This window comes from uncultured Pontibacter sp. (assembly GCF_947495565.1).
Classification (GTDB): Bacteria; Bacteroidota; Bacteroidia; order Cytophagales; family Hymenobacteraceae; genus Pontibacter.
Genome location: NZ_CANLZM010000008.1, coordinates 94,731 through 115,538 on the forward strand (window position 1 = coordinate 94,731; position 20,808 = coordinate 115,538).

The following is a 20,808-nucleotide window of genomic DNA, read 5'->3' on the forward strand; positions in this document are numbered from 1 at the left end:
AGCGGGTTTTCTGTTTTATACCCTATACCTAATGCAGCGGAAGGTAATCTTCACAGTCTGCATATGCATAAACAATTGCGACTAACTCTTCGCTTAATACTTGAAACGAAAGTATAGGTTCAGGTTTTAAAGCTGCTCTGCATATAGCTCCCACTTCTCTAGCACAGCGTTTAAATCTTCTGGCAAATCAGAGTTAAAATGTATAAATTCTTTTGTGGAAGGATGCAGAAACCCTAAAGACTTAGCATGTAACGCTTGCCGTGGTATAAGTTTAAAAGCATTTTCAACAAATGATTTGTAGCTTCCGTTTGGCGTTCCGTAAAGTATTTTATCACCGCCGTAGGTAGCATCAGAAAAGAGCGGGTGCCCGATGTGCTTCATGTGCGCCCTTATCTGGTGGGTTCTGCCTGTCTCCAGGTTGCATTGCACCAACGAAACATACCGGAAGCTCCGCAGCACCTTATAATGCGTCACAGCATGCTTGCCATAATCTCCGGCAGGGTAAACAGCCATAAACTTACGGTCTTTCGCGCTTCGCCCAACATGGCCTGTAATGGTTCCCTCCTGCTCTTTAGGCACTCCCCACACCAAGGCGTAATAGGTACGCTCTATACTATGGTCGTAAAACTGCTTGGCCAGGTAAGCCATACTATAATCTGTCTTGGCAATAACAAGCAAGCCGGAAGTATCTTTGTCGATACGATGCACCAGGCCCGGCCTTCCCTCTCCGTTGCGGTGAGTAGGCAGGTTTTGCAGGTGGTATGTCAGTGCGTTTACAAGCGTGCCGCTCCAGTTGTTGTAAGCAGGGTGCACAACCATGCCTGCGGGCTTATTTACCAGCAGCAGCTCCTCGTCTTCGTAAAGTATGTTAAGCGGAATATCCTCCGGTACGATGTCTGTATCGCGAGGAGGTTCTGCCAGGGTAATTGTAATTACGTCCAGCGGCTTTACTTTATAGCTTACCTTTACCGGCTTCTGGTTTACCTGCACCGCCTCTGAGCGTATAGCACCCTGCAACTTGTTACGGGTTACATTTGGCAAACGATCCATCAGGAATTTATCTACCCGAAGCTGCGCCTGCCCTTTATCCACCACTATGCGGTGGTGCTCATAGAGTTCGTCTGAGTCTTCTGTACTTTCTGTTTCTGTGTATTCTACCACGGTATTACCATAAAAAAAGAAAGCCGAAGTATACACAACGGCTTTCCAAACAATAGAAAATATTTTGCTTAGTTCTTTTTCTTGTTGCCTTTAGCAGGTGTAGCCGCTGGCTTTGTTGCTGGCTTAGCAGCAGCCGGCTCCGGAGTCTGCTGTGCTTTAGCTGGGTCTACGCCAAGCTTCTTCAGTACAAGCGGAGAGATATCACCGTCCTCAGGGCCGGCAAGCAATGCCTGGTTGCTGATAACATAAGTATAGCCATTCTCTTTTGCTACATCTTTGATAGCTTTATCGATCTTCGTGATGATTGGATCTACAAGAGATTTCTCCTTTTGCTGCAAAGACATCTGTGCGTTGCGCTGAAATTCCTGGATAGAGTTGTTCAAACCCATCAGTTCTTTCTCTTTATCTTCACGGATAGTGGCATCCATAGTGGCTGCACCTTTCTCGTATGCCTGCAGCTTTGTTTCATACTCAGAGTATTTTGTTTTCAGCTGGTTCTCTAACTGAGCGCTATGCGTTTTCAAATCAGACTCTATTTGCTTGCTCTCTGGCAACTGCAAAAGAATATACTCTACGTTTGTATAACCAATTTTAAGCGGCTGGTCGTTGCTTTGTGCGAAAGACGCAAAGCTGATCAGAAAGAACGCTGCTACTAATAATTTAATCTTGTTCATCATTGGTTGGGTTGGTTAATAAGTATTTAGATGTTTAGTTGTTAGACTTCTTTTTTGTTGATTTTCTGGCAGGTTGCTCTTGTTGCGGCTCCTGCTCTTCCGCTCCTACTTCAGGTAAGTCTTCCGGGGCATCCTGTATGGCATCGGCCGGCTGGGCACCTGGCGTATTCTTTCTATCTGAGGCTAGACCAAGCTCTTCCAGCACATACTCTGTATAATCATGCACCGGATTTGTGTAGATCATGACAAGATCGCCTGATTTGTCGAACATGATCTGAACACTTCGCGACTTGGCTACTTTCTCTACAGCAGTAAATACTTCATCCTGTATCGGGCGCATTAACTCTTGGCGGCGCTTAAACATCATACCTTCATAACCAAAAACTTTCCGCTGGTAATCGCGCAGTTCATTTTCCTTTTTAGCTATCTCGGCCTGTCGTTTCTGCTTCATCTTATCTGTCAGCAGCACCTCTTCCGCTTTGTAATCTTGCTTAAGCTGATCAGACTGCTGCTGCAACTGCTCTATTTCACGTTGCCACGCCCCAGCGTATTTGTCCATCTCCTGCTGCACTTTATTATAAGCCGGCATCTTACTCAGGATAAAGTCCGAGTCAATATAGCCAATCTTCTGCGCTTGCGAAACAGACGCCAGCAAAAAGCCTGCTAAAAAGATGAACAAAAACTTCTTCATACTAATTCAATTCTGGGTTTAGCGTATCTGCTGGCCAATAATGAAGTGGAACATGCCACGCTTATCATTAGCTCCACCAGGTAGGTCGTCCATTCTCCAGGCATAGTCAAAACCGAGTAAGCCAAACGCCGCCATAAAGATTCTGGCACCTACACCCGCAGATCGATACAGCTTAAACGGATTGTAGTTTTTGTAACTGCCGAAGTTATTACCAGCCTCTACAAAAGCCAGGCCATAAATTGTAGCAGCCGGGTTAGGAGAGATTAATTGGCGTGCCTCAAACACAAATTTGTTGTAAGCAATACCTCCTGCTTGGCTCAATTCTATATCAGTGTTAGTGTTAATCACTCTTTCGTCATCATATCCGCGAAGGCCGATATATTCTGTACCCACAAAGATGTTACCGCCACCAAGGCCGGCGCCACCAAGCTTAAAGCGCTCGAAAGGTCCAATATTAGCTTCTTTGCTGTAAGTGCCCAGGAAGCCAAAGTGCGCTCTTGTGTTGAACACTAAATTGCCCGTCACATTTATGAAGTATGAGGCATCAAACATCCACTTATTAAATTCGATGTATTCAAACTCGTCTTTACGATCAGAGAACAGCGAGTATGGAGGTGTCAGGTTTACGCTCAGCGAGAAAGTTGAACCACGTCTCGGGAAGGTTGGGTTATCTATACTTGAGCGGCCTACTGTATTTACTATAGATATACTGTTTGAAATACCGTTATCAAACGAGCCAAATAAAGTATAATCTTTCAGCGTGTATCGGTTGTAAGACAACGAGTGATTCATGTAGAAGTAGTTATCCGGCCAGTTTAGTCGGCGGCCCAAGCTAACAGCAACACCATCTACATTAAGGCGGCTTAGCTCATTCACATCCTCTACTTCGGCATATGGGTTATAAGCTCTAGGGTCTCTTCTGTAGATGGTTTTAAACAGGCTAACTGAAAGCGAGTTTGGCTTACGGCCACCTAGCCAAGGCTCTGTGAACGAGAAGGAGTAAGACTGGTAAGCTTTACCGTTCGCCTGTACGTTCAGCGACAGGCGCTGCCCATCACCAGTAGGTATAGGTTTCCACTCTGACAGGTCCAGCATTTTGCGGGTAGAGAAGTTGTTTAGCGACAGGCCAACCGTACCTACGGCACCAATCGGGCCACCCCAACCACCTGATAAACTGATCTGGTCATTTGGTCTCTCTGTTACGCTATAGGCAATATCAACTGTACCATCCGCCGGATTCGGGATTGGGTTCAAGCCAATTGTTTCAGGGTCAAAATAGCCTAGACCAGCTAATTCGTTCCTAGTTCTGATCAAGTCATCACGGCTATACTTCTGCCCAGGCAAGGTACGGATCTCACGCAAAATCACGTGGTCACTGGTTTTATCGTTACCTGAGATAAGAATCTTGTTGATTGTTGCCTGCGGCCCTTCCTGCACGCGCATTTCCAGGTCAATAGAGTCGCCGTCTACACGCATCTCTACCGGAGTAATGCTCGAGAAAAGGTAACCGTCGTTCTGGTACAAGGCAGATACGTCTACACCTGCCGGGTTATAAGTCAGGCGCTTCTCCAACTCTATCTGATCGTATATATCTCCCTTGCTGATACCTAACACACGCGCCAAGTATTCATCGTTATACAGGTAGTTGCCCGACCAGATGATATTACGATAGAAGTACTGTTGTCCCTCATCTACTGTGATTTGTATACCTAAGCGGTCTTCGCTGATACGGTATACGGAGTCAGAAACGATAGTAGCATCGCGGTAACCCTGGCTGTTGTAGAATGTGATTAGCGCCTCTTTGTCTTCCTCAAATTTGGTGCGGTTAAACTTAGAGGAGGTAAATATTTTATAGAAGCGTTTTTCTTTGGTGTTCTTGAGCTGGCGCTGGAGTTTTTTATCCGTAAACGCATCGTTGCCAACAATCTCGATATCGCCAACTTTTACTTTATCGCCTTTATCCACGTTTATGTTCAGCACCACGCTATTTGGCAGCACAGAGTCAGGGCGCTGGGTAATATTTACCTTTACGTTCAGGTAACTTTTATCAATGTAGTATTCCCGCACTACGTTGCGGGTGCTGTTCAGAACTGCGTCTGTCACAATTCGGCCCTTCTGCAGCGGCACTTTATCTCTCAGCGTTTCCCCCTGCGATTTATTGATGCCGGAGAAGCGGAAATTAGAAAGGCGCGGACGTTCTGTTAAGTTAAAGGTAAGATAGATAACATCACCTTCTGTACGGGCTGAGACATCAACATCACCTAGAATCCCTTGATCCCAAAGGTTCTGTATAGCACGGCTAATGTCCTCACCAGGCACTGTAATCATATCACCTTCTTTCAGGCCTGTCAGAGAGGTAAGTGCGATCGGGTCCAGGAATTTGTATCCGCTAACCGAGATTTCACCGATACGATACTGGCGGGGCTGCTGGTAATCTACCGGAGACGACTGGGCAGGTCTGTTTAGTACTTGAGAAGAGGCCGTGCCTGCCATTAGCAGAAACACAAGCACCCAGATACATCTTGTCATTCGAGTGTCTATCACTTTGTTATTTGTTCACTTGTCTTACCGAAACGGCGCTCACGGCTCTGGTAAGCTAATATTGCTTCATACAGGTGCTCTCTTCTGAAATCAGGCCAAAGCAACTCTGTTATATATAATTCAGTATAAGCTAACTGCCACAGCAGGAAATTGCTGATGCGCTGCTCTCCGCTAGTCCTGATTAGCAGTTCAGGGTCAGGTATGCCTGCTGTAGAGAGGTAGTTGGCAACAACTGCTTCGTTTATTTCGTCGGCTTTTATACTTCCATGACCCACTTCGCTGGCCAGGCGTTGCATAGCTTGCGTAATGTCCCAGCGGCCGCTATAGCTTAGCGCCAGCACCAAAGTCATGCGGCTGTTGTCTTTCGTAATCTCAATAGCCTCCATCAGCTCACGCTGGCAAGCCTTTGGCAGGCTGTCGGTGTTGCCAACTGTCTGCAGACGAATGTTATTTTTATTGAGGGTAGCGGTTTCCTTGCGGATGGTAGATACCAATAGCGTCATCAGTGCCGATACTTCCTCTACCGGCCTCGACCAGTTTTCAGTAGAGAAAGCATAAAGCGTTAAGTACTCAACGCCAAGTTCAGCTGCAGCCTCCACTGTATCGCGCACGGCCTTTACAGCGTTCTGATGCCCGAAGATGCGAAGTCCGCCTCTTCTTTTCGCCCAACGCCCGTTACCGTCCATAATAACGGCTATGTGCTTTGGTAAATTGCCTAAGTCTACTTTCTCCTTCAAATTCATTAAAACACAATTTCCTTGCAAGTTACAAAAAGCAAGACAAATTTGTGAAAGATTGCGACTTAATCTAAAAGGCCAGGCCTGTTCTTGTAGATAGGAGGGCAGTTATAGCGGTAAAAAGTATAGGAAATGCTGATGCCGTTGTAGAAGTACCAGTCGTTATCGTGTGGGTTTGCAATATTCTCCGGGTATTCTTCAGTGGTTAGATGATCTAACTTATCTGTAAAAGTTTTTCGGGCTCCAAATTCCAGCCCCAGGTTCCAGTGGGTACTTAGGGCATATTTTAACCCTACCCCAAACGGAATGGCCACTGTCATATCTGTGTCAAACTCTTTGCTCTCATTGCCGGCAAAGTTTAGTTTTTTATTGTAGAGCAAGCCTGCCACACCTACAAATACGTATGGCGATAGGCGCGGACTTTGGGTACGGTCGTAGTAATCGAGGAAGTTATACTCGACCACGCCGGAAAGCTCCAGCAGGCTTAAGCGCAGCTCAGCTTGGCGGTAGGCGTGAAAAGGACGGTCATCAAAGGCCTCGTCGCTGAAAGTGTTGTCATTCACAATACGGTGGCTGCCCATCAGGCCTCCCCGTAAGGTAAGCGCATTAGACATGTCGCGACGGTAGAACACCGTTACAGCGGGTTGGTTATTCAGGAAACGGTAATTCGGCGCTATTTCTCCCTTATAGTTGGCTCCGCCTATACCTATACCTATTTCTGAAGTGGTAACAGGCTGAGATGTTTGGGCGTTTACATCGGAGCCAAAAAAAACACTCCCTATCTGCAGAAATAGACAAATAAGGAGTGTTTGCTGTAAAGTACGTAATGTCATGTATTCTGAACAAAGTTTAGTTGAACAACGCTTGCGCTGTCCGTTCTATTATCTAAACTTCGGACTTCTAACGCGCGGTGATAAAATATAATTTAATGTAAGGCCTGTGGTGATGTACCAGTCATCATCTGACGACTCGCCTCTTTGTCTGCCTGGATCACCATAGCCTTTTACAACAGCATAAGGCGTACCGCTTTGATCAGGCTGTGTGGTAAATCCTGAACCTGCGCTTCTGTCTGCTAATATAGCTGCTGCGGTAGGGTTTTCGCCTCCCCCTGCAAGTATATCAGCTTTTGATGCATAGCTAGTACTAACATCATCCAAGTAATCTGTAAAGGTTTTTCTCCAGCCAATTTCCAGGCTCAGGTCCCAGTATCTGTCGATCTTATAACGAACACCTAAACCAAACGGAATGGCAAATTGCACTCTTTTGTAAGGCTCTGGATAATCTCCACCATCAGCATACTGTCCTTCGGTACCTAAAGGTTGCAATTCATACCAACCTGTTGAGATATCAGCATTACCAAAGTTGCCCTGCGACCCACTTTCGTAATAGGCTTTTGGGTTATGGTGCATTACAGCCACACCTGCAAAAGCGTAAGGCACAAAATCAGGACGGCGCTGAAAAGTGCTGCGGTTCTCAAACAGATCCACAATGGCAACTGCGCTAACTTCCTTGATATCATTTCGGAAGGAAAGATTTCTGCCGAAGCGGCCTCTGTTTTCTCCTTCATTTTGAGAAGCACTCAGGGCATCATCGCCTGTAATGCGTCCCCATGTAAAACCCGCACGGTACGAGAAGCGCGGTGAAAAGCGGTAAGTATAGCTAATGCCTGCACTTGGCCTGGTAGACTTAAAGCGGAAGCTCGTAAAGTCTGGCTGAGGCACGATATCCCCGAAGTAGTTCATAGCACCGAAGGTCACGCCTACGCTACCATACTGCTTACGCTTTGTCCAGCGCTGCGCCACAGCGTCAGTCGCAACAAGTGTAAGCATAAAACCAAGTGTTAAAACAAGAGTACAAAGTTTCTTCATAACAGAGAAATATCTAAAAAGTAGCGTTTCAGCAAGCTTATATTCGCCCTAAATTAATAGAAGCCAAAAATAATTGAAATAGCTGATTAATAAAATAATATAACGGATATATTTAATATTATTTTATCTGTGTGTTCCGTTTGTCAAGCCCCCAATTTAGCTTGCTCCGAAGCGTCGACAAAAAATTAACATGATGTAGCTTTACTAACCTGGCTACAAAAGCCTCCCTCCGAACAGCCAACTGCACATTCATATCCACTGGTGTAGACCTGGAGTCCAGCGCAGCCAAATAGCTGCTGCTGCGGCCCTCCACTTCAAACGAAATAACGCTGCGGTCTGACACAATCATTGGCCGCACGTTAAGGTTATGCGGACATACGGGCGAAATGACAAAATTGTTGGTCTGTGGCAGCACCAATGGCCCCCCGCAGCTAAGCGAGTACCCCGTTGATCCTGTAGGCGTGGCCACTACCAAGCCATCGCCCCAATAAGAATTTAAATATTCACCATCTATATACGTATGCGCCACAATCATAGACGATGTATCACGCTTTAGTACGCTAAACTCATTTAACCCAAAGTTAATGCCGTTAAATACTTCCTGATCTGAGTCTACCCGAATCAGGGCACGGTCGTCTAACGTGTAGTGGCCTTTGTAAAGCGCATCTAAAGCAATGTTTATACTATCGTAAGGGATGGTGGCCAGAAAGCCGAGGCGGCCGGTATTGATACCAAGTATAGGTATCTGCCTGGCACCTACGTAAGTAACCGTATCCAGCAGGGTTCCGTCTCCGCCTACACTCAGCACCACGTCCACACCCTCCAGCCTATCTCCGCGCCTGAAAGTCTCGATACCTGTAGGTAGATTGATGGTGTTTTTGAGGTACAGCTCAAAATGCTCCACTAAGTATAAATTGGCCTTACGGCGCTGCAGCTCATCGAAAAGCGCCTGAATGTATGGCGCAATGTCATCCGTGAAAGGCTTCCCAAGTATGGCTATATTCATTCTGTTGTTCTTAAAAAGGAAATCTTGCACTAAAATACAATCCCTTGTCCCCCTCTCGGTTTAAAGTGTACTCCAGGCGCAGCACAATATCATAGAAGGTGACGGCATGCAGCCCCAGCCCGCTGCCAAGCAGCAGGCGGTTTGTAAGCGGGTTCTGCTGTTCAAACACCTCGTCTACCACATAACCGGCATCTGTAAAAGCATTCAGGTACAACGCCAGAGGCACACTATTGAACTTCGGATTATCTATAAATGTAAGCTTTATACTTTTAATATCCAGCAGCTGCCGCGTAAGGCCCTGCTTAAAAAGGCCGTAATGCTGCCCGCCTACCACGTATAGCTCGTAACCCCGCACGTAAGACCTGTAGCCCAGCGCAATATTATCAGCGAAGGCGTGCTTGCCGGCCAACCGCAGCTGCCCCTCTGCCCCAGCCATGTACGTATACTTATCCGAAAGAGGCATGTACTGCACATACTTAGCGCGGGCCGTAGTATATGGGCTGCCTGAGCTAGCCATGAAAAGCGTTTGCGCAAGACCCGCCTCAAAATAGCTACCTGCCGTTGGGTAAGAGAAATTATTCCGCAAATTGATCACCTTGTATAACTCCACCCGCAGGTACTGCCGCTCCTGCTGTTCATTTCGGTAGTATTCCGGGTTCAGAAAAGTTACAGAGTCGGAAATTTGCTCGTTGTAGTACGATAGCCTCAGGCCCGCCTGTCGCTGCACGTCCTGCCTATGCACCAATGCCGCTGATACGGCAGCACGCTTGATAGGCATTCCGTTCTGTTGCTCAAAAAAACGTTGCTTGTTGTTCAGGTTGGTGTAGCTGATGGTGCGGCTACGGTAGTCGGATACAGAAAAATCGGCTCCTAAATTATACTTGCGCCATACATACGGGATGCGGTAAGCCAGCTCCAGCCGCTTGTTAAAACCCCGCTGCACCCGCACACGCACCTCCTCGTTTCGCCCCCTAAAGTTTCTGCGGGTCAGGTTAATGCCGTAATCTATCCGGCTCCAGTCTTTCTTCTCGAGCCAGGCGTTAAAGTTGCGATCTGCAAAATCAAAAATCGGGATGGGGTAAAGGTAAAACCGCTCCTGCACCTCATACGTCACCTGCACTTGCCCATCTGCGCAAGTATAAGTATAGTTTACATGATGAAACAGGCGGAGGTTGAACAGGCGCTTCTGGTTCTCCTGCAGCAGTAGCTCCAGTTCCTCTGTGCGTATGGTATCGCCGGGCGAGAAAGTGAGCTCGCGCAGCATTACCTGGCTTTTGGTGATTTCGTTACCGGTTAAGCTGATATCCGCTATCACCACTTTGGGTACAGCACAAGGCGCAGCTAGCCCAGCAGCTCCGGTTAAAAGTATAAAAACAAGTAGGTAAACCCGCACCAGCATTTCTGCGAGCGTTAAATATCAAGGTATTTGAAGAGCATATCAAGTCGGTCGCGGCCCACATCGTACTCAGTGTTGTCATTAAACTGGGCGGTGATGCGGTATTCGAAGCGCTCTAAGGTAGCAATGATGCGGCTAAGGTCGGTGGTGTTCAGCTTCAGTGTCAGCTTGATTTTGTAAGGGTCCAGCTCGTCTGGCGACACGTAGGCGCTCAGGATCTTGCTGTTTTCCTCCTCTATCAGGCGGCTGATCTGGGCCAGCGAGTAGTCTCGCTCCGGCATGGAGAGCACGAGTATACTTCCCTGCCCCTGCAGCGCCGACATCTGCCCAAAAGCTGCCAAAGTATCGTTGATGGTGATCACGCCCATGTAGTCCAGCTCCTCATCAAGCACGGCCACTACCTGTATTTTGTTTTTGATGGCAGCCTCCATCACATCGTAAAAGTGCTGCTGCCCCTGCACGTGCACCTCCTGAAACTCCAGTTCAAGGTCTTTTAACTGGCGAGTGCGGTCAGGCATTTCAATTAGACTTAGCTCCGTTGCCAGGCCCATGTACTTGCGGTTGCTTACTACCGGCAACTCGTTTACGCGGAACTCATCCATCCAACGCAAAGCCTTATCTACGGTGTCGTAGAGCTTCAGCGGCGGAATCATTTGGTTGATGAGTTCTTCTGCGATCATACGGATGAGACGGTTATGGGTGTTCTTTCTAAATATTTCTCTAAGATACTGTTAAACTTCTCCGGATGTTCCATCATGGGGGCGTGCCCGCACTTATCAATAAAGTATAAATCGGAGGATTCTATGAGCCTGTTAAACTCATAAGCCACCAGCGGAGGCGTGATGGTATCGTTCAGTCCCCAGATTAACAACGTGGGCACCTTAATGTTTGTGATATCTTTGGCCATATTGTGGCGCTGCGCCGATTTGGCGATGGCGATGATGCGCAAGCACTTGGCGTTGCTGTTGGTGATGGCGAACACCTCATCCACCAGCTCCTTAGTGGCCGTTTTAGGATCGTAGAAAGTATAGCCTACGCGCTCCTCCACGTACTCATAGTTGCCGCGCTTCGGAAACGAACCGCCCATGGAGTCCTCAAAAAGGCCGGAGCTGCCCGTAAGTACCAGGCGCTTTACCGCAGTAGGGTTATTTAAAGTATAAACCAGCCCCACATGGCCGCCCAGCGAGTTGCCCAGCAGCGTCAGGTTATTCAGCTTTTTAAACTTAACGAAGCCTTCCACAAAATTCACCAGCCCCGGCACGCCGGCCTTGTGCAGCGCCATTTCATAGATCGGCATCAGCGGAATAACCACGCGGTAATTTTTCGAGAAATGGTCTACAACGCCGTTCCAGTTGCTGAGTGCCCCGAAAAGACCGTGCAGCAGCAGCAGTACTTCTCCTTCTCCCTCATCAATATACTGATATTCTCCTTCTTGTCTGACTTGTAAATCCATGAATCGAAAAAATCTTTAAAATAAACGTGAACTCAGCGCATGTTACACTTTATACTTTGTGCGGCAAAACCGGGTTCAAAAACTTGCTGCTTCTGCGGGCAAAGAGCCTGCTAAAGTATAAATCTGCCTGTTTGTTGCTTAAAATTAAAAACTAAAATGAAACTTTAAGCTTTATTGGCCCGATGCATGCGCAATACTAGCCCAATTTTGAAGCATCTGCAAACCATAAGTAGTAAGCGCCGCTTCCGGGTGAAACTGCAACGCATATAACGGCAGCTCTTTGTGCCGAAACGCCATTAGCTCGCCCTCGGCGGTGTACGCGAGCGGCAGTATACTTTCGGGTATGTGCCGCAGCACCAGCGAGTGATAACGCACCACCGGCATGGTGGCAGGCAAACCTTTGAATATCGGATCAGGCTCGCAGCTGATTTCTGACAGCTTACCGTGCATTGGCCGCAGCCCTTTCTCCAGCTTTGCACCAAAAAACTCACCCAGCGCCTGGTGCCCCAGGCAAATTCCAAGCATCGGCACGCGGTTGTGGTAATATTGGATCACTTCCATCATACTTCCCGCACCCGCCGGAGCACCCGGCCCCGGAGAAAGCACAATCGCCTCTATTGGCAGCTTCTGCAGCTCCTGCAGCGGCACATCGTTCCGGATTACCTGCACCTCTACCCCTAACCGGCCAAAATAATCCACCAGGTTATAAGTAAAAGAGTCGAAGTTATCGAGCAGCAAAAGCATGGGAAAGCTGGAAAGTTAGAAGGTTAAAAAGTTAGCGCGTTAGAAAGTTACATATACTTGAGCGGCTGTTCTAAAGTGCTATGATGTATACAAGAGCCTGTTTAGAGTTTATTCATACTACACTGCCTGCCCTTGCTGCGTGTTTTCACCAGCAAGATTTACAGCATCCGCATTTTGATTGTTGGTGAAAAACACTAATAATGGCGGGTGTAGGCCCTATAACCAATATTCTAAACAGCTTCCAAGTATAAATCAGCTTGATCAATAAATTCTACTCCCGAAAATTATTCACTTTTTAACTTTCTAACTTTCTAACTCCTAAAAGTGTTGGCGCAGCGATGTTATCAGAGCTTTGATGAACGGGAGCACGTAGCTCAGGATGTCGAGGGCGTAGGGTGTGGTTTTGAGCACCACCGGGTATACCATAGAGGCATCAGCCGTATCCTTCGCAATACTGATTCCGGCCATATCCGAAATATAGAGCAGCAGGCTTAGGGCCAGGCACCATTTCAGGGCACCCAAGATACTCCCAAGCATATTATCGAAAAGACCGAAGGGCGTAAAGTCAATTACTTTTTTGAGCAGCAGGCCACCCAGATGTATAATCAGAATGATACCCACAAACACTACCAAAAAGGTAACGTAAGGCAGCAGCCCGTGCGCATCGCCGAGAAAACCGGCCATTAGAGGCAGGGCCGTATCCAGCAGTTTAAGGCCGCCAAGTATGGCCAGCACCAACGCCACCAACGACACCAGCTCCAGCAGCAGCCCCTTCCGGAAGCCCATAAATGCGCCGTAAGCAATCGGAATAGCCAGGAAAAAATCTAACGTACTCATAATATCATAAAAAGTAGAAGCAGCAGGAAATCATACTTCTAAAGTATAGCCAGGCCATACTTATTTTATAAATTTGCAGCTGCCGCCGCCTTGCAAGGCGGCGGCAGCTGCAAATTTATACTTTAAAAGTCAGTATTGCTCAGCAGGTCGCCCACCGTCTGCGAAATAGCGCGGCCGTCGGCCTGCCCTGCCAGCTCTTTGGTGGCTATGCCCATTACCTTGCCCATGTCTGAAGGCCCAGTGGCACCCACACGCTGGATAATCTCAACCAGGCGCGTGCGCAAATCGCCTTCATCGAGCTGCTTTGGCAGGTAATCCTCAATCACGGCCAGCTCGGCCAGCTCAATCTGCTCCAGGTCTGCGCGGCCCTGCTGGGCATACAGTTCTGCCGATTCGCGGCGCTGCTTGGCGGCCTTGGTCAGCAGCTTCATTTCTGTATCCTGAGAGATGCCCTCTGTGCCGCCTTTCTCTGTTTCGGCTAGCAGAATTTGGGATTTTATACTTCTAAGCGCCTGCAAACGGGCTTTATCTTTGGCCAACATAGCTTGTTTAATGTCGGCATCAATGCGTTGCTTTAGTGTCATAGTTTCTGGTTTATATACTTTTATCAGGTTGAGGTGCTACTGCTTACGCGGCAGACGCTTTTTTATACGCGGCCATGGCTATGGCAAGAGGCTGTCATCTTAAACAAAATTCCATTAATTTAGTCATTCTATTACGTTAGACGATGACAGGGCAGCGGCCCGTAAAACAAAGCCATGACAAAACTGAGTGTAAATATAAACAAAATAGCTACGCTGCGGAACGCCCGCGGCGGCGACAGGCCAAATGTTGTGCAGACGGCAAAGGATTGTGAGCGTTTCGGTGCGGAAGGCATTACGGTGCACCCGCGCCCCGACGAGCGCCACATCCGCTACCGCGATGTATATGATTTACAGGAAATCGTAACAACCGAATTCAACATAGAAGGCAACCCAACGCCGGACTTTCTGAAACTGGTAAAAGAAGTACGCCCGGAGCAGGCTACGCTGGTACCAGACGCACCCGACGCCATCACCTCCAACGCCGGCTGGGACACTATAAAGCATAAGGATTTTCTGACAGATGTGATCGGGGAGCTGAAGGAGCTCGGCATCCGCACATCTATTTTCGTGGACCCAATAGAACAGATGGTGGAAGGTGCCGCCGCTGTTAACACTGATCGCATTGAGCTATACACGGAAGCCTACGCCAGCGGTTACCATCAAAACCGCGAGGAAGCCATTGCCCCATACTTGCAAGCTGCCCTAAAAGCACAGGAATACAACCTGGGCCTGAACGCCGGCCACGACTTGGACCTGGATAACCTGAAATACCTGCACGGCACGCTGCCGAACCTGATGGAAGTTAGCATCGGCCACGCCCTGATCTGTGATGCTTTATACTTTGGTTTGGAGAATACCATACAGCTGTACCTGCGCCAGCTCAAGTAGATGGTAAATAGCATTAGCATACAGGAGTTTTTGCAGAAGGCCGAACAGCTGCCCGTGCTGGATGTGCGCGCGCCGAAAGAGTACGCGGCTGGGCATATACCGGCAGCGTACTCTTTCCCTATTTTTGATGATGAGCAACGCGCCAGAGTAGGCACCGCCTATAAGCAGCAGGGCCATGATCCGGCAGTACTGATCGGTCTGGATTTATTCGGGCCAAGGATGTCGGAGTTTGTGAAGCAGGCCAATAAACTGGCTACAGGCAAGGAGGTGTTGGTGCATTGCTGGCGCGGCGGCATGCGCAGCGGTGCTATGGCGTGGCTACTTGGTTTCTCTGGTTTGAAAGTGCACCTGCTACAGGGCGGTTACAAAGCTTACCGCCGCCTGGTGCATGCCGAATTTGAGCAGTCCCGTAAGCTACTTATACTTAGCGGACTTACGGGCAGCGGCAAAACCGACATTCTGCCGTACCTGCAAAAGCACGGCCAGCAAAGTATAGACCTGGAGGGTTTGGCCAGCCACAAAGGTTCTGCCTTCGGAAGTATAGGCATGGCCTCGCAGCCCAGCACCGAGCATTTTGAAAACCTGCTGGGCACAGAACTGCTGAAACTGAATGAGGAGCAGCCGCTGTGGCTGGAAGATGAAAGTATAACCATCGGCAAAGTACAGATGCCTAAACCGCTCTTTGACCAGATGCAAGCTGCGCCTACCCTTGTGCTGCAGGTGCCGCATAAGCTGCGCGTACAAAAGCTAGCACAGGAATACTGCCGCACCAACGAAGCCATACTTGCCACAGCCATCCTAAAGATAAAAAAACGCCTGGGCGGACTGGCTACTAAAGAAGCACTTTCCGCCATATCAGACGGCGACATGGAGAAGATGGTGGAGATCGCGCTTACGTATTACGATAAAGCCTATACTTTTGAGCTGGCTAAAAAGCAGCAGGTGCTGCCGCTGGAGCTGCCAGGTATAGACCCCGAAGAGAACGCTGCCCTTGTGGTAGCCTTTGCCAAACAACATAACTTGCTTTAAAAATGGAATCCACATCCACCGAAAACATAAAACTAACCCAATACAGCCATGGCGCCGGTTGCGGCTGCAAAATATCCCCGAAGGTGCTCGATGCCATACTTCACTCTGATGTGCATTACCCGGAGGAGAAAAACCTGCTGGTGGGCAACAGCTCCCGCGACGATGCCGCTGTGTACGATATCGGTCAGGGCCGCGCTGTTATTAGCACCACCGACTTCTTTATGCCGATTGTGGATGATGCCTACGACTTTGGACGCATTGCTTCAGCCAATGCCATTTCGGATGTGTATGCCATGGGCGGAACCCCTATGATGGCGATTGCCGTACTGGGCTGGCCTATCGACAAACTGGCCCCCGAAGTAGCCAAACGCGTGATAGAAGGCAGCCGCAGCATTTGCCATGAAGCCGGTATTCCATTGGCCGGCGGACATAGTATTGATAGCCCTGAGCCGATCTTTGGATTGGCCGTAACCGGTATGGTAGATATCAAAAACCTCAAGCAAAACGACACCGCCACCGCCGGTTGCGAGTTATACTTAACCAAACCATTGGGCGTAGGTATACTTTCCACATCTCAGAAAAAAGCTATACTTAAACCCGAGCACACGCAGCTGGCACCGCAGCAAATGATGCAGCTAAACAAAATAGGCGCGGAACTGGGCCAACTGCCACAGGTAAAAGCTATGACCGACGTAACTGGTTTCGGGTTGATGGGCCACCTCTCGGAGATGTGCGAAGGCAGCAACCTGGCAGCAGAAGTATACTTTAACAAAGTGCCTGTAATACCAGAGGCGCTGGAGTACCTGGCGCAGAAAGCCATTCCGGGCGGCACGCACCGCAACTTCGACAGCTACGGCCACAAACTTGGCGAGCTAACCCCAGATCAGAAGCACCTGCTCTGCGACCCGCAAACCAGCGGCGGCCTGCTTGTTGCCGTAGACCCGGCTGGCCGCCAGGAAGTACTGGCGATTTTTGAGAAGCACGGTTTGCAGCTGGAGCCGTTGGGCGTGCTGAAGGAACGGGAGAATAGCGATAAGCTGATAAGAGTGATATAAGCTGCAGCAGATGAACAGAGGCAAGCATAAGAAGCTATACTATGTTCCGGGGCTAATTAGCTTGGCCCTGTTGCCTCTTATTTTATCTTTTATTGGTGCTGATATAGTCAAAAGGATAGATAAAAGGGTTATCGAGATAAACGTATACCATCCAAGGAATGAAGCATACTATCCCTTGCTAAAGAGAAATTACAAGGACTTTATACTTTCAGGTAATTCAGCGAATGACAATAAATCTATTGAATCAGCAAAGCTTCTTATAAAAGATTTATATGCCGCAGAAGACACTCTAAATGGCGTACACTTTATCTTACAGGACTCTGTTTCTTATGGCACTTTTGTAGAGTTAATTAACTCTTTTAAAGCCGACAGCTTAAGGTACTTTGCTATTTATGGAGAGAGTATTTGGGTTGCGTACCCTTTGCCAGTTAAACAAATTGAAAGTAATTACCTCTTTGTGTGTGGCACAGTAGGCATGTTCCCTGTTCCTGATGAGCCAAGCTTTCTTGATCGTATATCATATTACTTGCCAACAGCATCTAAGTTATGGCCTGTACTCGCTTCTCTTTTATTTCTTATACTGGTAAGTATAAAACATCTTACGTCTCGAAATTTTGAACAACCTCTATCAACATAGACTATAATCCCGTAGAAAACGAGAATATTGACAATTGACCTCTTATAAACATGAAACTACACTATAAGGAAATGGGCCATGGCCAGCCGCTGCTGATTCTGCACGGTTTGTTTGGCACATTAGATAACTGGGCCACTCTGGCTAAGCGATTGGCAGAGCATTACAATGTGTTTCTGGTAGACTTGCGCAACCACGGCCGCTCCCCGCATAGCGATGAGCACGATTACGATGCTATGGCTGACGACGTACTGCGCCTGGTGGATGAACTCAACATACCGACACCCGCTATTATGGGGCACTCGATGGGCGGCAAGGTAGCCATGAAATATGCGCTGAAGTACCCCACCAGACTTACACGTTTAATTGTGGTGGACATCGCTCCAAAAGCTTACCCGCCGCACCACGATGAAATTATAGAAGCACTACAGTCAGTGGATCTGAGTACAGCCACCAGCCGTGGTGAGATAGACGCGCAGCTGGCCAAAAGTATAAGCGAAGAAGATGTGCGCCTCTTCCTGATGAAAAACCTCTACCGCAAAGAGGATAGTACCTTCGGCTGGCGCATGAACCTGGATGCTTTAGAAAAAAACTACGAGAAGATAGCCGCTGCCATTACCGCAGATGTTCCATTTAAAAAGCATGCGCTGTTCATTAAGGGTGGCCGGTCTGGCTACATCAAACAAGAGGATATTTACAGCAGCATTGAGCACCTTTTCACGTTGGTAGAGGTAGAAACCATACCTGAGGCCGGCCACTGGGTACACGCCCAAGCTCCGGACAAAGTATATGATTTGGTCACAGCTTTCCTGAGCGCCGACTAGCTTCAGGATTTACTGGATTACATGTTGAGCAGGATTTTAGCACAAAGTATAAAATCTATATAATCCATCTCAGGATATTAGCTCTGATTTATACTTTAGAAGGTCATCCTGTCCATCCTTACATCCTGCAAATCCTGATCCCGACAAGCTGCCACTGCTAAAAGCTGTGGCAGTTTCGTTTATACTTTTACAGGCCTCAACAGTTTATTGATAAAGCATTCCAGCAATTACTTTTACCTTTGCACCATGAAGAAAACCGGCACTTTATACTTGATACCTACCATACTTGCAGAAAACACCCAAGACCAGGTTATTTCGCCGCAAGTAAAAGAGACGGTGCAGCACCTTACTTATTTTATAGTAGAAAATCTGCGCACAGCCCGCCGCTACGTAAAAAGCATTTGCCCGGAGCTGGTGATAGAGCAGCTAAAGTTCGTGCAGGTAGACAAGGATGCTTCTCCGGCACAGGTGCAGGCCTCGCTGAAACCGCTGCTGGAGCAAGGCATAGATGCCGGTATCATCTCGGAGGCCGGCTGTCCCGGCGTGGCAGACCCCGGCGCTGAGGTAGTAAAGTATGCCCACCAGAAAAGTATAAAGGTAGTGCCCTTTGCAGGTCCGTCGGCTATACTTCTGAGTTTAATGGCCAGCGGCTTCAGCGGGCAGCAGTTCTGCTTCCACGGCTACCTGCCCATCGAGAAAGGCCCACGGCTGCAGGCGCTGCGCCAACTCGAGAAGGAGATGCAGCAGCGCAACCAGACGCAGATCTTTATGGAAACGCCCTACCGCAACAACAAGCTGCTCGAAGACCTGCTCGCCACCCTGCACCCCGACACAAAACTCTGCATCGCCGCCAACATCACCTCCCCGGAGCACGAGTTCATCCAGACCAGAAGTATAAGCCAGTGGCGCGGCAAGCTGCCGGACATACACAAGCAGCCGGCGGTGTTTCTAATTTATAGGTAAAAGAAAACCGCTTCCATAAAAGCAGAAGCCTCAGCAAACAACACTGAGGCTTTTTTATGCAAAAGAAAAGGCCCTCGGAAACCGAGGGCCTTTGTCCAATGAAGAAGACTACTACCTAGTATTCTAATCTATCTACTTTATTAATCATTCTCTTGCTTAGTTAACATCCCACCAAGGCCTCACACCTAGGCTGTTCTTGCCACCAATTCTCTGTACAGCATCAGCATAGTTAGTGCCGTTCAGAGAAGCTTCTGTTACAGGGTAGCTCATACGGAATGGCACCAAGGTTACATCCGGATCAACTGATCCATCGGCTGGCTCTACAAAGATTTCCTCACCTGTGTAAGGGTCTTCAAACTCTAAACGAAGGCGCTCGAACCAAGACTGGATACCCTGGCCATACATCGCTATCCATTTCTGAGAGCCGATCAGGTCAAGAGCTGTCTCCAAATCAGGAGCTACCATAGCGGTACGAGACTCACTGTAAGGCACCTCTGCCAGGTAGGCCTCATATTGTTCCTGAGTTAAACCTGCATCATCGAAAGACGCTTTGATACCAGCCTCATAATGCTCTTTAGCAGTCATAGGAGTGCCAGCTATACCACGTGCAGCAATTTCTGCCAGCATGAACTGAACCTCAGCGTAGCTTAGGATATAAGTCGGAGCAGTTTCACCGATAACATAATCGCCTGGTAAGCTTACAAGTTTAGCATCTCCGTTTGAGTTACCATTACCTGCATCTAGACCATAAACCTCACCTACATACTGCTGATTACCGTTAGCATCTAAGATTGGCGTGAAGCTTGAGCCCAGCGGGTTGCCTGTTCCAAGAGGTCGGGCAAACACAGTTACACGTGGGTCATCATACCTCTGCAGGTAATCAATAAACGGCTCAGAAACAGAGAAGTCGATTCTAGTCTTATAAGCCTGTGCAAGCGGGTTGTTGTTAGGCGCACCAGCTACCCATGCAAACTTAGCGCTCTCGTCGTTAGATGAGATAAAGCCCGCATCGCTGTTCAGAGCTTTTGTGATAGCCTCAGTAGCTGCACTTTGGTTAGCGTCATACATACGAAGTGCGATACGCAGGCGAAGAGAGTTTGCAAACTTCTTCCACATCATCACGTCTCCGCCGTAAATCACATCACCAGCCTGGAAGCTTGGCTTCGACTCATCCAGAATAGCGATTTGCTCATCCAGCGTGTTTAAAACACCCATATAGATTTCTTCGCCTGAATCATACTTTGGTGTTACATTTTCTGTGCTCAATGCCTCAGAATATGGAACCGGCCCACCGTAGATATCAGAAAGAGTCTGGAATGTCATCGCCTTCATAATTTCTGCGATGGCGATACGGTTTTCATAACCGTTTAACTGATTCTCTGCTTCTATTTCCTGAGCAGTGGTTAACTCTCTTAATACATCAGCATAGAAAGTGTTCCACATCGTTTGGTTTACACCCTCACGAATCTGGTAGCGGCTTTCGTCTGTGTACTGCGTAGAAGACCAATACTGCGCATAGTACATACCCATACGGGCGTTGTTCCATGCATCTCCTATGTTTGTGGCAAAGTTGTACTGTGCAGTAGCCATTAACTGCGCAGACGTAGCATTTGCCGGTTGGTTAGGGCTAATGTTCATCTCCTCGAAGTCTTCTGTACAAGACGCCATAGAGAACAATGCTGCCCCGAGCAATAGCTTATTATATAACTTCATATTTATTCTA

At 48.2% G+C, this 20,808-nt stretch carries 21 protein-coding genes; 6 read left to right on the plus strand and 15 right to left on the minus strand.

Going from position 1 to position 20,808, the window contains the following annotated elements; genetic code table 11:
• Positions 1–126 precede the first annotated feature (126 nt).
• The 14 genes from Q1B04_RS11650 to Q1B04_RS11715 all read right to left on the minus strand — a co-directional run bounded on the left by Q1B04_RS11650 (position 127) and on the right by Q1B04_RS11715 (position 13,692).
• Complete coding sequence (locus tag Q1B04_RS11650) at positions 127–1,161, minus strand: RluA family pseudouridine synthase (protein WP_299758989.1); 1,035 nt, start codon at positions 1,159–1,161, stop codon at positions 127–129.
• A gap of 68 nt (positions 1,162–1,229) precedes the next feature.
• On the minus strand, positions 1,230–1,838 hold the full coding sequence (locus Q1B04_RS11655; RefSeq protein WP_299758990.1) for an OmpH family outer membrane protein: 609 nt from the start codon (positions 1,836–1,838) through the stop codon (positions 1,230–1,232).
• Positions 1,839–1,869: 31 nt separating this feature from the next.
• Positions 1,870–2,526 carry an OmpH family outer membrane protein gene (locus tag Q1B04_RS11660; protein ID WP_299758991.1) on the minus strand — a complete coding sequence of 219 codons (657 nt, stop codon included), beginning with the start codon at positions 2,524–2,526 and terminating at the stop codon, positions 1,870–1,872.
• Positions 2,527–2,544: 18 nt separating this feature from the next.
• Positions 2,545–5,055, minus strand: a complete 2,511-nt coding sequence (gene bamA, locus Q1B04_RS11665) for an outer membrane protein assembly factor BamA (protein ID WP_299758992.1) — start codon at positions 5,053–5,055, stop codon at positions 2,545–2,547.
• A gap of 11 nt (positions 5,056–5,066) precedes the next feature.
• Positions 5,067–5,810: an isoprenyl transferase gene (locus tag Q1B04_RS11670; protein WP_299758993.1), complete on the minus strand. Its 744-nt coding sequence runs from the start codon at positions 5,808–5,810 to the stop codon at positions 5,067–5,069.
• A gap of 59 nt (positions 5,811–5,869) precedes the next feature.
• Entirely contained in the window at positions 5,870–6,637 is a 768-nt protein-coding gene (locus tag Q1B04_RS11675) for a DUF6089 family protein (protein WP_299758994.1), read from the minus strand.
• Positions 6,638–6,685: 48 nt separating this feature from the next.
• Complete coding sequence (locus tag Q1B04_RS11680) at positions 6,686–7,633, minus strand: DUF6089 family protein (RefSeq protein ID WP_299758995.1); 948 nt, start codon at positions 7,631–7,633, stop codon at positions 6,686–6,688.
• Between the two features lie 157 nt (positions 7,634–7,790).
• The gene (locus Q1B04_RS11685; protein WP_299758996.1) at positions 7,791–8,678 is read right to left on the minus strand and encodes an NAD kinase; all 888 of its coding nucleotides are present in this window, start codon (positions 8,676–8,678) and stop codon (positions 7,791–7,793) included.
• Positions 8,679–8,688: 10 nt separating this feature from the next.
• Positions 8,689–9,993, minus strand: coding sequence for a BamA/TamA family outer membrane protein (locus tag Q1B04_RS11690; protein WP_299758997.1), 1,305 nt, complete (start codon positions 9,991–9,993; stop codon positions 8,689–8,691).
• 95 nt (positions 9,994–10,088) lie between these two features.
• Positions 10,089–10,754 carry a cbs domain containing protein gene (locus Q1B04_RS11695; protein WP_299758998.1) on the minus strand — a complete coding sequence of 222 codons (666 nt, stop codon included), beginning with the start codon at positions 10,752–10,754 and terminating at the stop codon, positions 10,089–10,091.
• A complete protein-coding gene (locus Q1B04_RS11700) occupies positions 10,751–11,527 on the minus strand; it encodes an alpha/beta hydrolase (protein ID WP_299758999.1) in 777 nt (258 codons plus the stop codon). The genes Q1B04_RS11695 and Q1B04_RS11700 overlap by 4 nt, the downstream gene beginning before the upstream one ends.
• A 171-nt stretch (positions 11,528–11,698) precedes the next feature.
• Positions 11,699–12,271, minus strand: coding sequence for an aminodeoxychorismate/anthranilate synthase component II (locus Q1B04_RS11705; RefSeq protein ID WP_299759000.1), 573 nt, complete (start codon positions 12,269–12,271; stop codon positions 11,699–11,701).
• Between the two features lie 318 nt (positions 12,272–12,589).
• Positions 12,590–13,108 carry a CvpA family protein gene (locus Q1B04_RS11710; protein WP_299759001.1) on the minus strand — a complete coding sequence of 173 codons (519 nt, stop codon included), beginning with the start codon at positions 13,106–13,108 and terminating at the stop codon, positions 12,590–12,592.
• Positions 13,109–13,230: 122 nt separating this feature from the next.
• A complete protein-coding gene (locus Q1B04_RS11715; protein ID WP_299759002.1) occupies positions 13,231–13,692 on the minus strand; it encodes a GatB/YqeY domain-containing protein in 462 nt (153 codons plus the stop codon).
• 174 nt (positions 13,693–13,866) lie between these two features.
• Here Q1B04_RS11715 and Q1B04_RS11720 point away from each other — a divergent pair, with 174 nt between their 5' ends.
• From Q1B04_RS11720 to Q1B04_RS11745, 6 genes are all read left to right on the plus strand, one after another.
• Positions 13,867–14,580 carry a pyridoxine 5'-phosphate synthase gene (locus tag Q1B04_RS11720; protein WP_299759003.1) on the plus strand — a complete coding sequence of 238 codons (714 nt, stop codon included), beginning with the start codon at positions 13,867–13,869 and terminating at the stop codon, positions 14,578–14,580.
• Positions 14,581–15,609 (plus strand): tRNA 2-selenouridine(34) synthase MnmH, encoded by a 1,029-nt coding sequence (mnmH, locus tag Q1B04_RS11725; protein WP_299759004.1) that lies wholly within the window; start codon positions 14,581–14,583, stop codon positions 15,607–15,609. It abuts the gene before it with no gap.
• A gap of 2 nt (positions 15,610–15,611) precedes the next feature.
• Positions 15,612–16,664, plus strand: a complete 1,053-nt coding sequence (selD, locus tag Q1B04_RS11730; RefSeq protein WP_299759005.1) for a selenide, water dikinase SelD — start codon at positions 15,612–15,614, stop codon at positions 16,662–16,664.
• 10 nt (positions 16,665–16,674) lie between these two features.
• On the plus strand, positions 16,675–17,301 hold the full coding sequence (locus Q1B04_RS11735) for a hypothetical protein (RefSeq protein ID WP_299759006.1): 627 nt from the start codon (positions 16,675–16,677) through the stop codon (positions 17,299–17,301).
• A gap of 50 nt (positions 17,302–17,351) precedes the next feature.
• Positions 17,352–18,122: an alpha/beta fold hydrolase gene (locus tag Q1B04_RS11740; RefSeq protein ID WP_299759007.1), complete on the plus strand. Its 771-nt coding sequence runs from the start codon at positions 17,352–17,354 to the stop codon at positions 18,120–18,122.
• Positions 18,123–18,368: 246 nt separating this feature from the next.
• On the plus strand, positions 18,369–19,085 hold the full coding sequence (locus Q1B04_RS11745; RefSeq protein WP_299759008.1) for an SAM-dependent methyltransferase: 717 nt from the start codon (positions 18,369–18,371) through the stop codon (positions 19,083–19,085).
• A 156-nt stretch (positions 19,086–19,241) separates the two neighbouring features.
• Here Q1B04_RS11745 and Q1B04_RS11750 read toward each other — a convergent pair whose 3' ends face one another.
• Positions 19,242–20,798, minus strand: coding sequence for a SusD/RagB family nutrient-binding outer membrane lipoprotein (locus Q1B04_RS11750; protein ID WP_299759009.1), 1,557 nt, complete (start codon positions 20,796–20,798; stop codon positions 19,242–19,244).
• Between the last annotated feature and the right edge of the window lie 10 nt (positions 20,799–20,808).

Coding starts and splice junctions, on each gene's coding strand:
- selD (WP_299759005.1), top strand. CDS start 15,612: ATGGAATCCACATCCACCGAAAACATAAAACTAACCCAATACAGCCAT.
- Q1B04_RS11710 (WP_299759001.1), bottom strand. CDS start 13,108: ATGAGTACGTTAGATTTTTTCCTGGCTATTCCGATTGCTTACGGCGCA.
- Q1B04_RS11705 (WP_299759000.1), bottom strand. CDS start 12,271: ATGCTTTTGCTGCTCGATAACTTCGACTCTTTTACTTATAACCTGGTG.
- Q1B04_RS11750 (WP_299759009.1), bottom strand. CDS start 20,798: ATGAAGTTATATAATAAGCTATTGCTCGGGGCAGCATTGTTCTCTATG.
- Q1B04_RS11745 (WP_299759008.1), top strand. CDS start 18,369: ATGAAGAAAACCGGCACTTTATACTTGATACCTACCATACTTGCAGAA.
- Q1B04_RS11740 (WP_299759007.1), top strand. CDS start 17,352: ATGAAACTACACTATAAGGAAATGGGCCATGGCCAGCCGCTGCTGATT.
- Q1B04_RS11735 (WP_299759006.1), top strand. CDS start 16,675: ATGAACAGAGGCAAGCATAAGAAGCTATACTATGTTCCGGGGCTAATT.
- Q1B04_RS11700 (WP_299758999.1), bottom strand. CDS start 11,527: ATGGATTTACAAGTCAGACAAGAAGGAGAATATCAGTATATTGATGAG.
- Q1B04_RS11720 (WP_299759003.1), top strand. CDS start 13,867: ATGACAAAACTGAGTGTAAATATAAACAAAATAGCTACGCTGCGGAAC.
- mnmH (WP_299759004.1), top strand. CDS start 14,581: ATGGTAAATAGCATTAGCATACAGGAGTTTTTGCAGAAGGCCGAACAG.
- Q1B04_RS11695 (WP_299758998.1), bottom strand. CDS start 10,754: ATGATCGCAGAAGAACTCATCAACCAAATGATTCCGCCGCTGAAGCTC.
- Q1B04_RS11675 (WP_299758994.1), bottom strand. CDS start 6,637: ATGACATTACGTACTTTACAGCAAACACTCCTTATTTGTCTATTTCTG.
- Q1B04_RS11680 (WP_299758995.1), bottom strand. CDS start 7,633: ATGCTTACACTTGTTGCGACTGACGCTGTGGCGCAGCGCTGGACAAAG.
- Q1B04_RS11670 (WP_299758993.1), bottom strand. CDS start 5,810: ATGAATTTGAAGGAGAAAGTAGACTTAGGCAATTTACCAAAGCACATA.
- Q1B04_RS11660 (WP_299758991.1), bottom strand. CDS start 2,526: ATGAAGAAGTTTTTGTTCATCTTTTTAGCAGGCTTTTTGCTGGCGTCT.
- bamA (WP_299758992.1), bottom strand. CDS start 5,055: ATGACAAGATGTATCTGGGTGCTTGTGTTTCTGCTAATGGCAGGCACG.
- Q1B04_RS11655 (WP_299758990.1), bottom strand. CDS start 1,838: ATGATGAACAAGATTAAATTATTAGTAGCAGCGTTCTTTCTGATCAGC.
- Q1B04_RS11685 (WP_299758996.1), bottom strand. CDS start 8,678: ATGAATATAGCCATACTTGGGAAGCCTTTCACGGATGACATTGCGCCA.
- Q1B04_RS11715 (WP_299759002.1), bottom strand. CDS start 13,692: ATGACACTAAAGCAACGCATTGATGCCGACATTAAACAAGCTATGTTG.